This window comes from Brevibacillus ginsengisoli (assembly GCF_050113715.1).
In the GTDB taxonomy this organism is placed as follows: Bacteria; Bacillota; Bacilli; order Brevibacillales; family Brevibacillaceae; genus Brevibacillus_H; species Brevibacillus_H ginsengisoli.
Genome location: NZ_JBNJQR010000008.1, coordinates 242,638 through 255,072, shown reverse-complemented (window position 1 = coordinate 255,072; position 12,435 = coordinate 242,638). Strand labels below are relative to the sequence as shown.

11 protein-coding genes and 2 tRNA genes are annotated in these 12,435 nt (G+C 48.3%); 10 read left to right on the top strand and 3 right to left on the bottom strand.

Features of this window, described 5'->3' with window-relative positions; translation table 11 throughout:
* The first annotated feature begins 50 nt into the window (after positions 1-50).
* The 4 genes from ACQCN2_RS17530 (at position 51) to mnmL (ending at position 3,071) form a co-directional block, all read left to right on the top strand.
* Positions 51-125 (top strand) — tRNA-Cys (locus ACQCN2_RS17530).
* 6 nt (positions 126-131) lie between these two features.
* Positions 132-208 (top strand) — tRNA-Arg (locus ACQCN2_RS17525).
* Between the two features lie 489 nt (positions 209-697).
* Positions 698-1,930, top strand: coding sequence for a glycosyltransferase family 2 protein (locus ACQCN2_RS17520; RefSeq protein ID WP_426930233.1), 1,233 nt, complete (start codon positions 698-700; stop codon positions 1,928-1,930).
* Between the two features lie 175 nt (positions 1,931-2,105).
* Positions 2,106-3,071, top strand: coding sequence for a tRNA modification radical SAM protein MnmL/YtqA (mnmL, locus tag ACQCN2_RS17515; RefSeq protein ID WP_426930232.1), 966 nt, complete (start codon positions 2,106-2,108; stop codon positions 3,069-3,071).
* A gap of 44 nt (positions 3,072-3,115) precedes the next feature.
* Here mnmL and ACQCN2_RS17510 read toward each other — a convergent pair whose 3' ends face one another.
* Both ACQCN2_RS17510 and ACQCN2_RS17505 read right to left on the bottom strand, forming a co-directional pair.
* Positions 3,116-3,844 (bottom strand): glycerophosphodiester phosphodiesterase, encoded by a 729-nt coding sequence (locus tag ACQCN2_RS17510; protein WP_426930231.1) that lies wholly within the window; start codon positions 3,842-3,844, stop codon positions 3,116-3,118.
* An 87-nt stretch (positions 3,845-3,931) separates the two neighbouring features.
* Positions 3,932-4,024, bottom strand: a complete 93-nt coding sequence (locus ACQCN2_RS17505) for a YjcZ family sporulation protein (RefSeq protein ID WP_426930230.1) — start codon at positions 4,022-4,024, stop codon at positions 3,932-3,934.
* Positions 4,025-4,179: 155 nt separating this feature from the next.
* Here ACQCN2_RS17505 and ablB point away from each other — a divergent pair, with 155 nt between their 5' ends.
* A complete protein-coding gene (ablB, locus tag ACQCN2_RS17500) occupies positions 4,180-5,028 on the top strand; it encodes a putative beta-lysine N-acetyltransferase (protein WP_426930229.1) in 849 nt (282 codons plus the stop codon).
* 21 nt (positions 5,029-5,049) lie between these two features.
* Here the strand turns inward: ablB and ACQCN2_RS17495 are convergent, their stop codons facing one another.
* The gene (locus ACQCN2_RS17495) at positions 5,050-6,609 is read right to left on the bottom strand and encodes a PucR family transcriptional regulator (RefSeq protein WP_426930228.1); all 1,560 of its coding nucleotides are present in this window, start codon (positions 6,607-6,609) and stop codon (positions 5,050-5,052) included.
* A gap of 161 nt (positions 6,610-6,770) precedes the next feature.
* On the opposite strand from ACQCN2_RS17495, the gene ACQCN2_RS17490 reads away from it, so the two are divergent.
* The 5 genes from ACQCN2_RS17490 to ACQCN2_RS17470 are packed head-to-tail and all read left to right on the top strand — an operon-like array spanning position 6,771 to position 12,281.
* Positions 6,771-8,132, top strand: a complete 1,362-nt coding sequence (locus ACQCN2_RS17490; protein ID WP_426930227.1) for an aspartate aminotransferase family protein — start codon at positions 6,771-6,773, stop codon at positions 8,130-8,132.
* Between the two features lie 15 nt (positions 8,133-8,147).
* Positions 8,148-8,849 carry a 3-oxoacid CoA-transferase subunit A gene (locus tag ACQCN2_RS17485; RefSeq protein ID WP_426930226.1) on the top strand — a complete coding sequence of 234 codons (702 nt, stop codon included), beginning with the start codon at positions 8,148-8,150 and terminating at the stop codon, positions 8,847-8,849.
* Complete coding sequence (locus tag ACQCN2_RS17480) at positions 8,831-9,508, top strand: 3-oxoacid CoA-transferase subunit B (protein WP_426930225.1); 678 nt, start codon at positions 8,831-8,833, stop codon at positions 9,506-9,508. The genes ACQCN2_RS17485 and ACQCN2_RS17480 overlap by 19 nt, the downstream gene beginning before the upstream one ends.
* A 27-nt stretch (positions 9,509-9,535) precedes the next feature.
* Positions 9,536-10,828: a peptidase gene (locus ACQCN2_RS17475; protein WP_426930224.1), complete on the top strand. Its 1,293-nt coding sequence runs from the start codon at positions 9,536-9,538 to the stop codon at positions 10,826-10,828.
* Positions 10,829-10,856: 28 nt separating this feature from the next.
* Positions 10,857-12,281: an aldehyde dehydrogenase family protein gene (locus tag ACQCN2_RS17470; protein ID WP_426930223.1), complete on the top strand. Its 1,425-nt coding sequence runs from the start codon at positions 10,857-10,859 to the stop codon at positions 12,279-12,281.
* Positions 12,282-12,435: the final 154 nt, after the last annotated feature.

Genomic DNA, 12,435 nt, shown 5'->3' with positions numbered 1-12,435 from the left:
ATTGTGGCTCCGACACTCGTGGGTTCGATTCCCATCGATCGCCCCATTATGGGAGTATAGCCAAGTGGTAAGGCACGGGTCTGCAAAACCCTTATCCCCCGGTTCAAATCCGGGTACTCCCTCCATAACTTGTCCCAGTAGCTCAGTTGGATAGAGCAACGGCCTTCTAAGCCGTGTGTCGGGAGTTCGAATCTCTCCTGGGACGCCACTTTTTATATGGTTCAACAGTCCTGAAAAGCTTTTACGTAGAGAAAGCTTTTTATTTTTATTGGCAACCTTTCGTAGACGGCTCTATAATGATAGTAAGTAGAAGAAAATCCTTGACAAAAGTCTGAATTTATGGTGATATAAACTAGTGGAGTGATGAAGCATTGATAAATAAGGCTTCGTCTTGGTCTAAATTTGCAATAATGAAGCCTTTTTGAGTGAAGGCTTTTTTTTCTGCGTATAGGATAGTAGAAACAGGGGAATCGTGAAAGAGATAGCAGATATCAAATCAATAAGATTGAGTATCCTTACGTTTTAGGCGCAAATCAGACATTAAGTGAAGAAATAGAGAAGATAATTACAATTTCACCACTTTTGGCTGATTGCAGGGGCTCAAGAAATCGTGTAAACTCCGAATTAGTGTAGAGAGAAAAAGTTGTAAAACAATACCTAACCATCCAAAAAATGGTTAGGTCGAGGAGAAGAAACAATGAGTGTATTAAAAGGTTTGATTGAGGGGTTATTCATCGGGTTAAGTACAACGGTTGGTGTCATTAGTACCTACCAAACGTTGGTGTCATGTGGAGGTTTGTTCCGTAAAAAAGAAACAGTAACAAGCGAACCACAAAAAACGTTTGCCGTCCTAGTAGCGGCACACAATGAAAGTGCAGTAGTTGCTCCACTGATCGAGAATTTAAAGAAGCTGGAGTATCCTCGCGAGATGTACGATATTTTCGTAATCTGTGACAACTGTACAGATAATACAGCTGAAATTGTACGAGAGCATGGTGCATACGCTTGTGAGCGTTTTGATACCAGCAAACGAGGTAAAGGCTTTGGGATCGAGTGGATGTTGGAAAACCTCTGGTCGATGGATAAACAATACGATGCAGTGGTCATGTTTGATGCAGACAACTTGGTAGACAAAAACTTCTTAACTGTAATGAATGACCGTCTATGCAAAGGTGCTAGAGTAATTCAAGGATATCTTGATTCAAAAAATCCTTTCGATTCATGGATTACACTTTCTTACGCGGTTACCTACTGGTTTACGAACCGGATGTGGCAACTTGCTCGACACAACTTGGGACTTCCTAATACATTAGGGGGAACCGGCCTGTGTATCGAGAGTGATCTCTTGAAAGAGATGGGCTGGGGCGCAACCAGCTTAACAGAGGATTTGGAGTTTGCAACACGATGCATTGAACGAGGGATTTATCCTACTTGGGCCCATGATACCAAAGTATGGGATGAGAAGCCGCTAGATTTGAAATCTTCCATGCGTCAGCGCTTGCGCTGGATGCAGGGGCACTACGATGTGGCTGGTCGTTACATTGGTTCGGTCTTCTTCAATGGATTGAAGCAAATGCGTCTCGGTATGCTGGACGCCGCTTTCTATTTGTTCCAACCGATGTACGTCCTGATGGTCACGTTGATGTCCTTCTTGTTTATCGGTCGCTTGTTTGATGTAGAAACAATGACTTTGGCTCAATATTTGCCGTCATGGCTGATTTATGGAACGACTGCTTTGTTCTATCTCTTGCCGGTTCTGGCGCTTTATTTAGAAAAGGTGCCGTTACGTGCCTATCTGGGGCTGTTGTTATTGCCATTCTTCTTCTTAACGTGGGTGCCGATTTTCTTCTACGCGTTCTTTACGAAGAACAACCAAGAGTGGAGCCATACTTCCCACACACGTGCCATTCGTTTTGAAGAGATGCAATAGGGTCAATTGAATTAGAAAAAGGGACTACTCTATCATGTAGTTCCTTTTTTCATGTTTTAAGGAGATGCTGTTAACGCCAATAACAGCTTGGGGGAAGATCCGAATTTCGAATTCCTTTTGAATTTGGTATACTACCAAGATAAACATGATGCTTATGCTTGGAAAGGAGAAGGTCATGACGAAACCTACAACGCGTACAGAAATTGCCACAGAGCCACTTCTGTGGGGAGACAAGCGTTATCATACATGGAATTTTCATTTGCGCAGTTTGTTTCACGAAAAGATTTTTAAAGTTCCACTAGATGGAGGATTTACTTGTCCTAATCGAGATGGCAATGTGGCCATTGGGGGATGTACGTTTTGCAGTGCCAGGGGATCTGGCGACTTCGCCGGAGATAGACGCATGGAGCTCGAAAAGCAATTTCATGATGTAAAAGACCGTATGCATGAAAAATGGCCATCTGCGAAATATATTGGTTTTTTTCAGGCGTTTAGCAATACGTACGCGCCTGTTGAAGAGCTACGTGAGATGTTTGAGCTGATCTTGAAGCAGGATGACGTTGTTGGTTTATCCATCGCGACACGTCCAGATTGCTTGCCAGACGACGTCGTTGAATATTTGGCGGAATTGAATGAGCGGACCTACTTGTGGGTGGAATTAGGGCTGCAAACCGTTCATGAACGCACCTCATTGCTCATCAACCGCGGACATGATTATCAAACCTATCTTGACGGTCTACAGAAGCTACGGAAACACAATATTCGAGTATGCTCCCACATTATTTACGGTTTACCGCTGGAGACCCATGAAGACATGATGGAGACAGCGAGAGCGGTTGCCAAACTAGATGTACAGGGGATCAAGATTCATTTGCTGCATCTGTTGCGCAAAACACCGATGATGAAGCAGTACGAGGAAGGGCTATTGGAATTCTTGACGCAAGAGGAATACACCAAGCTTGTCGTCGATACGTTGGAGCTTCTGCCTCCTGAGATGATCGTTCACCGCGTTACAGGAGATGGACCGCCGGACATTCTGGTGGGACCGATGTGGAGTCGCAAGAAATGGGAAGTGTTAAACGGTATCGACGCTGAGCTCATCAGACGAAATACATGGCAAGGAAAGCTGTGGACGCCTTAGATGCTGGATACAAACAAGGAACCTGTTCGGTTAACAGGTTCCTTTTATTTTTTTCGAATCGTTCTTCTGGCGCGGCCTGGATAGTTGGTAATAATTCCGTCAATTCCTTTCTGTTGAAGAGATTTCATTCGGTGAGAGCCGTTGACGGTCCATGCATAAACCTGAAGATTACGCGCATGTGCTTCTTTGATCAGTTTGGGTGTAATTTCGGATAGTGGCGCATGAATCTGATCCGTTCTGTATTCCCTTGCCACCTGCCAGGGATCCTTCATCGCACCAACATACAGTAATCCCGTTTTCATCTTGGGCATTAAGCGTTTGATTTGTAACAAGCTATTAAAATTAAAGGAAGAGAAGATGACTCGTTCCTGCAATTGATACAAGTCGAGAATCTCCAATACTTTTTCTTCGAGTAAAGGTTGAGTGGTTAAAAAATTCTTCATCTCAATAATCATGCGTAATTGGGTGGGATGAATGAATGCGCAAACTTCTTCAAAGCTGGGAACGCGGGCAAGACGATAACGGGGATGCAACCATTCACCTGCGCTTAATTGTTTTAATTCAACTAAAGTATGTGAACGAACGAGCCCACGTCCATTCGTCGTTCGCCCAAGGACGGCATCATGAATGACGACAACCTGGTTATCCGCAGAAAGTTGAACATCAAGTTCAATACCGTCCGCTCCAAGCCGATAAGCTGCACGGAATGCTTCTAATGTATTTTCCGGATAGAGTCCAGAGGCCCCCCGATGCGCATATATTTCTGGGTACACGTAGAACTCCTCCCTCCTAAAAAACATTCTATGCAGAAGAGGTTGCTTGCTGAACGGACGGCATGAAGGCTTTTTTCATCAGGTTGTCTAACAGCTGCTACTGGATGTACCGATGATCACCAAGAGAATAAACAAAAGCAATATCATTATAAAATCATTGTTAAATTGGCAATTTTCCATAATCCCCCTCCTAACTACTTACATCGTATGTCTGTGAGTAGGGAGATGCCCATAAATTTATCAGATTTATACAATGTGGCGGATGACTCTCATGTGGGGAACGTTTTACAGTAACTAGTAAGGATGAAGAGAGTTTTGAAAGCGGGGGGAACGGAATGGCATTAACCAATCATGCAGAAAGCCGCAATGTCATTGTGGATGAGATGAATAAACGCGTGAAAGTATTATCATATCATTCGTCAGAGATCGAACAGATCAATCGGGACATTGAACAGCTGGCAGACGACATTGAGGCAACGAAATTGATCATCTACGCCAAAAAGTCTGATGTGTCCGCTTGGAATTCCCTTGGCTACGTGGCGGAAGGAATCATCGACGGCTTTGATCATGGACGGAATGCTCACATGATGTCTCGATTTTTAACACAGGAGCGAGGGGGTTCCAAAGCCCATCAGTTGGCGGAGGATATCTTGCAAATTTGTTTAACCAAGCAAAACGAGCCAGCAGAGAAGCTTGTTTTGCCGCCAGTATATACCTCTCGGGAAGCGACTGTAGATGATGCTAAGGCCCTGGCGGCTTTGTATCAGCTTGTCTTTGCAACCTATCCCACTCCTATGGATGATCCCGAATACGTGCGGCAGACCATGCTGGAGAGCACGCACTACCATGTAATTGAATCGAATGGTCAAATCGTATGTGCGGCTTCAGCGGAGGTAACACCGGAATATCAGTCTGCTGAGATAACGGACTGTGCTACGCACCCGGACCATTTGGGCAACAGCCTGCTGAAGTATCTGTTCCCCTCATTGGAGTACAAGCTGATGGAGATGGGTGTTTTCTATCTGTATACGTTGACCCGTGCCCAGTCGCATGGTATGAATATCACCGCAGCCAAGCAAGGGTATCGCTATCGCGGGCGACTGATTAACAACTGTACGATTTTCTCAGGATTTGAAGATATGAATATCTGGGTGAAGCCACTGAAAGAGACGACAGAGGCATAGAAACCAAACAGCGGAAATGCGTCAGAGAGCAGATTCATGCAACAAACGATACAGACGGTGTGCCATCACCGCAAGCTGAAGCTGCCAGCGATGTCCGGCGTCTGAGAGAGAGGCGCCCGTTTTTTCCTCAATGAGCTGCAAGCGGTATTTTAACGTGTGACGATGGATGTATAACGTGGAGGCCGCTTGCAAGCCATTCGCATTATGCTCGAGATACACGCTGAGCGTCTCCAGTAAGCGTTGGGAGTGTTTCTTATCATACGAAATGATCTGCTCCAAAAGAGGGGCAAAAAGGTGCCGTAGCCCAGCTGGATCGCGATGATAGTGAAACAGGAACTGATATCCTCCTAGCTGTGTGTATTCGATAATCGATCGATCGGGTGGCTGATTGGGGTCAGTCGATTTCATTAACGGATAAACCGATAAGGCGAACTCCGCTTCATCGACGGCTTTCCCCCAGTCAGTATATTGTCCTTTGGCTTGGCTTAACCCAATGATTAGTCGACTGGACGGTTCCAGCTTGTTCCACTGCGCAACCAATTGCGTCAGCATTCGCCTACTGGAGGGTTGATCAGGGATAATCAGGACAAGGTGCTTGGTTCGTTCTCGCAAAAGAAAAACGACACGATGCATTTCCGTGATTCGTTTGATTAACAAGCTTAAACGGCGATGCCAGACAGCGGCGTCTCCCAGTTCAAGAAACGGCTCAGGACGGATCGTGGCAACCATCTGCTTGCCTGTGAGTGAGAAGCCCAACATTCGGCAGCGCATCTCCACTTCATGGTTCCAGGGAAGTCGCCCGTTAATCAAATCCTCTACGAAATCTCCCTGCATTCTCCATTCGGTCTCCGTGATCGCTTGTTCTTTGACGAATTCCAACGCGCATAGGGTAGCGGCGTGCTGCAAGGCAAATTGATCCAGATCCTGCCAAAAGTCTGCTTGCTTGGTTAGCGTCAAGCTGCCATAGGCTTCTTTGGCTCGGATCGGTGTGGAGTGGGTCATTTGTTTGCCGGTCGAGTCCCAATCGATTCCTTGCCGCCGAACGACTTCATAGCCATAGGCATCCTGTATGGTGACGTGTCCGGAAGTCAGGCGGGCAAGCTCACTGGCGATAGCCTGCAAGCCTCCACCACCGAGGGCAACCTTGATGATTTGTTCATGAATGGCTTGAGAGTAGGCCAAGGTTTGAAACTGTCGATTCATAATCGGTTGTAGGATCGCTTTGGTGATGGTGGAGAAATTAAGCCCGGACGGAATCTCAATTAACGGCAATCCATAACGATTTGCCGCCTCTAGAAATGAACTCGGAATTTCACGCAGATAAAATCCGGTATGTATCGCTACGCCACTTAATTTTTGCTTCGCCAAGGCCGGGATGAAATCGGCTTGCTTCTTTGCATCAGACTCCAAGCCAAATCCGGTGGTAATCAGGAATTCCCCCTCTTGCAGCCTGCTTGTGTCCTCCAGCACTTCCACAATGGTTACCCAGCGAATGGGATTATCAAGTCCGCTCTCCCCAGCGATTAAGCGCGTCTGAACCATATCGGGCAACTGTAAAGCCTCTCGGATGGTGATCGACACGGAATTTCCCTCCAGCTTACTCATTGTTTTCAAACTGTATTATACAAAATGTACAAAAAATTCACGCTACTCCGCAAGCTTTTTTCTCCAAGCGGTAGAATGGCTTCTGAAACCGATTGCGATAGGATGAACTTACCAATCATTTTCAAGAGGTGAGTTGTATGGTGACCCAATCCAGAAATTATTGTATTAGACCGGAGCTTGGCAAGACGTACCCGACAGTCTCTCATGGCAAGGGAATCTATTTGTACGATCAAAACGGCAACGCCTACATCGACGGCTGCTCAGGCGCGGTAACGGCAAGCATTGGACACGGAGTTGAAGAAGTGGCGGAGGCTATGCACGAGCAAGCGCGTAAGGTGTCCTTCGCGTATCGTTCTCATTTTACGAGTGACGCTGTAGAGGAGTTGGCGGCTAAACTTGCTCAGTGGTCTCCTGGCGATGTGAACTGGAGTTTCTTTGTCAGCAGCGGTTCCGAGGCGACAGAAACTGCTCAAAAGATCGCGATTCAATATTGGCAGGAACAAGGAAACACACGCAAAAACCGGATCATCTCTCGCTGGATGAGTTATCACGGAATTACGATGGGCGCTTTGTCGATGTCCGGACACGTACTGCGTAGAAAACGTTTTGTTCCGCTATTAGCAGATTATCCGGCTGTATCTGCTCCCTATCCTTACCGCAAACCGACCGGACTTACAGATGAAGAGTTTGGCTTGCGCTGCGCAGACGAGCTTGAGACAGCGATTCTGCGAGTCGGAGCGGAGAATGTAGCCGCTTTTATTGCTGAACCAATCATTGGCGCGTCTGGTGGAGCGATTGTGCCTCCTGATGGCTATTTCCAGCGTATCCGTGAAATATGTGACAAGCACCAAATCCTCTTCATTGCGGATGAGGTGATGACCGGAATTGGAAGAACAGGCAAGAAGTTCGGAATTGATCATTGGCAAGTAGTTCCGGACATGATGGCATTAGGAAAAGGAATGAGCGCAGGCTATACCCCGATGGCTGCGACGATCGTGAGTGACGCGATCATTGAAACCATCACCCAAGGTTCAGCGTCCATAATGGCTGGACACACCTATAGTGCCAATCCACAGTCTGCCGCCGTGTGCTTGGCTGTCATGAGCTATATGGAAAAGCATAATCTTGTAGAGAATGCCCGTATACAAGGAGAGTATCTACTTCAAGAGCTTGCCAAGTTGACCGAAGAATTCTCAATTGTTGGTGAGGCGAGAGGTCGGGGATTGTTATGCGGTCTCGAATTCGTGAAAAATCAGAAGAGCAAGGAACCGTTCCCACTCCAGAAGGGAATCACCAACCGGTTGATCCAACGGGCCTTTACAAAAGGCTTGATGATTTATCCGGCAGTAGGAGCCATTGAAGGAATTGCGGGAGACGCGATTATTGTAGCGCCGCCGCTTGTTATTACAAAAGAGGAGATTGATCAAATCCTTGCCATCCTGCGAGAGACGATCAAGGAAATCCAGGCAGAATTGCAACAGGAGCAACTGTTGGTGTAGAAGGAGGCGTAAAGATTGACGAGGACGCGAGATCGCTTTGATAAAGTAGTCACAATTGAAGAGGTACTTTCCTTTTTTCATCAGGGGATGACATTGATGGTTGGCGGATTTGGCGGAGTGGGCAACCCGCCCACTCTCGTTCAAGCCCTTCTGGATCATGATATTAGGGACATTACCTTGATCAGTAACGATACGGCTTTTCCGCATATCGGAGTTGGGAAGCTGGTAACCGAACGCAGAGTCAAGAAAGTGATTGCCTCCCATATCGGTTCTAATCCCAATGCGGGCGCACAGATGACGGCTGGGGAGCTGGAGGTTGAATTCAGTCCACAGGGGATTCTGGCTGAGCGAGTGCGTGCCGGCGGAGTAGGACTTGGAGGTATTCTGTCCGATATCGGTTTAGGAACGATTGCGGAACAAGGCAAGCAAAAAGTTGTCTTGGGAGAAAAAGAGTACCTGCTCGAAACCCCATTGACGGCTGAGGTTGCTATCGTCCATGCCAAGAAGGCGGATCGCATGGGAAATCTGGTGTTTGATACGAGCGCAAGAAACTTCAATCCACTCGTGGCGATGGCCGGAGACATTACCATTGCGGAAGTGGATGAAATCGTAGAGATTGGCGAGCTTGATCCTGAGGAGATCGTGACGCCAAGCGTGTTTGTGGACTTTATCGTACCGAGCAAAGGGGTGAATTGGACATGGGCGTGGGAGAAGTAACCCAATTGGAGAATTATCGGAACAAAATTGCCAGACGAGCCGCACAAGAGATTGAAGATGGGATGATCATTAACCTGGGAATTGGGATCCCGACATTGGTCGCGGACTTCATTTCGCCACAGAAGCGAGTCCTTTTCCACGCGGAGAACGGTATCTTGGGAACGGGTCCTAGTCCAGCCAAGGGCGAAGAGAATCCGATGCTTTGCAATGCGGGCGGATTTCCGGTCACCATCGTGTCGGGCGCTTCTTATTTTGACAGTGCGACGGCTTTTGCCATTATCCGGCGTGGATTATTGGACATGACCATTCTGGGCGCACTCGAAGTAAGCGAAAAAGGAGATATTGCCAACTGGATCGTTCCGGGGAAACGCGTGCCTGGGATGGGGGGTGCCATGGAGCTGGCCCAAAAAGCCAAAAAAGTAATGGTCCTCACCACTCATCTGGAGAAGAATGGTCGCTCCAAAATTGTTCGAGAGTGTCAACTTCCGCTTACCGCTCAAAAGAGTGCCCATATGATCATTACCGATATGGCTGTGCTGGAAGTACGGGAAGATGGCCTGTACTTGCTTGAAGTCATGTCACCTTACACGGTAGCAGACGTGATCGCCGCGACCGAAGCAGAGCTGAAAATCGATGGAGAAGTGGGAATTTTCGTATAAATTTAATCAGAGGAAGTGAGCTTTAGGATGAGCCGTTTGTTCGAAAGTTATCAACAGCAAGTTCGAGAGCAGATCGATGCGCTTCGCAGTGAAGCAACCTCGCTTTTGCAAACCTGGGTACAGGAAGCCAGTTTGATGGGGAATGAACAAGGCATTCAGGAGAAAATCGCCGCTACTCTGCATGAAATGGGGCTCGACGTAGATATCTGGGAGATGGACGGCGAGGAGATGAGCAAGCATCCCTATTTTGTCTCGCCTAGACAATCTTTTCCCAATAGCCCTAACGTCGTAGGTGTGTGGAAGGGAACAGGCGGCGGCCGTTCGATGATTCTGAACGGACATGTGGATGTGGTGCCAGAAGGCGATTTGAAGCAGTGGGAGCATGAGCCCTATAGCGGAACGATCGTCGATGGCAAGCTTTACGGACGTGGCGCCACGGATATGAAGGGCGGCAACCTGGCTTCGCTGCTGGCCATTCGTGTGCTTCAGGAGATGGGTGTTCGTCTTCAAGGCGATGTCATTTTCCAAAGTGTCGTAGAAGAAGAAAGCGGTGGAGCGGGAACCTTGTCCACCATCCTGCGTGGCTACCGAGCGGATGCGGCGTTGATCCCAGAGCCTACCAACCTCAGAATCTTCCCCAGGCAGCAAGGCTCGATGTGGTTTCGCCTGCTAGTCAAGGGCAGATCCGCACATGGCGGCACAAGGTATGAGGGTGTGAGCGCGATTGAAAAAAGTTTGCTGGTTGTGCAAGCGGTTGCCAAGCTGGAACGTATCCGCAATGAGCGCCTGACAGATCCGCTTTACGCCAAGCTGCCGATTCCCATTCCGATTAATATCGGCGTAATCGAGGGAGGCAAATGGCCTTCATCCGTAGCCGATTTGGTGAAGCTTGAGGGCAGGATGGGCGTTGCTCCGGGTGAAGAGATGGAGCATGCGAAACTGGAGCTTGAGCAGGCGATGCGAGAGCTTGCGGAACAGGACAGCTGGTTTAGTGAGCATCCAGTGGTGATTGAATGGTATGGGGCGCGTTGGGTTCCTGGCGCTGTCGATTTGGAACATCCGCTCATGCTTGTCTTGACCGAGACCTATCAAGCGGTCATGCACGAAAATCCTGTGATCGAAGCCTCGCCTTGGGGAACTGACGGGGGACTTTTGACCAAACTGGCGGATACGCCTGCTATCGTGATTGGCCCAGGGGTTACACAGGTTGCTCATTATCCGAATGAATATATTGAACTCGCCTCCATTTTTGCTTGCGCCGAAATATTTGCCTTGACCTTATTAGAATGGTGCGGGGTAAGCGAAGCTCCGACGACATAAATATATGGTAAAATAACTGAAGGAGGAGATGAACGTGAAAAAGTCTATGTTTATCAATGGGGAATGGGTGCAAGCAGAACAGTATTCCCCTCTGTTGGCTCCCTACAGTGGAGACACCCTGGCACAGATTCCGATGGCAAGCCATGACCAAATTGAAGCGGCGATTGAATCTGCGGAGCGCGCGGCAGCGACTATGCGAAAGCTGCCTGCTCATCAACGGGGGGCATTTTTGGAGAAAATCGTCCAATTGCTTGAGCAACGCGCGGAGGAAGCGGCTCGTATCATTGCGTTGGAAGCGGGCAAACCGATAAAAACGGCAAGAGGCGAAGTAGCGAGAACCATTCAGACGTACAAGTTTGCGGCGGAAGAAGCCAAACGGATACATACAGATACGCTTCCATTGGATGCTGCGCCAGGTGGAGAAGGTCGGGTGGCCTATACCGTTCGTGAACCGCTTGGTGTAATTGGAGCGATTACGCCGTTTAATTTTCCTATGAATTTGGTAGCTCATAAGGTGGGGCCAGCACTCGCGGCGGGAAATTCGGTTGTCTTGAAGCCGGCTTCTCAGACTCCGTTGTCATCTTTGTTTCTGGCGGAGATTGTACAGGAAGCGGGACTGCCAGCAGGGGCATTGAACGTGATAACAGGAAGCGGCGGCACAGTCGGAGATAAACTGGTAGAAGACCCACGAGTGAAGAAAATTACCTTCACAGGTTCTCCGTCAGTAGGAATCGGAATTCGCAATCGCGCCGGATTGAAACGCGTTACGCTTGAGCTGGGTTCCAATTCCGCAGTGATCGTGGATCGTGACGTGAATCTGGATGAGGTCGTTTCCCGATGTGTATTCGGGGCTTTCGCCTATTCTGGTCAGGTGTGTATCTCCGTTCAGCGGATTTACGTAGACGAGACGATATACCCGGCGTTTGTGGAAGCGTTCGTTGAGCATACCCGTAAGCTTAAAGGGGGAGACCCGTTGGATGAATCTACGGATTATTCCGCCATGATTAATCCTAAGGAAACTGGGAGAGCGCTGTCCTGGATTGAGGAAGCCAAGCTACGGGGAGCTACGGTTCTGTGTGGAGGTCAGACAGAGGGAAGAATCTTGCCGCCAACTGTGCTGACAGATGTACCGCTTGATGCCAAGGTATCGTGTCAGGAAGTATTCGGACCAGTCGTTATTATTCATCCGGTTCCTTCGGCTGAAGCAGCGATTCCGTTGGTGAATGACTCCCGTTACGGTCTGCAAGCGGGCATCTACACGAATAATTTGAAGCTTGCGTTCCAAGCCGCTGAAGAGCTGCATGTCGGCGGAGTCATGATTAATGATATTCCTACCTTCCGTGTCGATCATATGCCGTATGGCGGGGTCAAAGAGAGCGGAACCGGCCGGGAAGGCGTCCGATACGCGATTGAAGAAATGACGGAACTGAAACTAGTCGTTTTTAAAAAATAAGGTAGAGATATCAGTCTGGTAATCCAATACGCAACCTTGGGCTGTCGAGAAATCGACGGCCTTTTTCCATCTGTATGTCTTATAGAGATAGATGCCGTGTCCACCTACTGAAACGGATCATATGATAGGAGGAAGAGGTCGCAGGTTCAGTGGA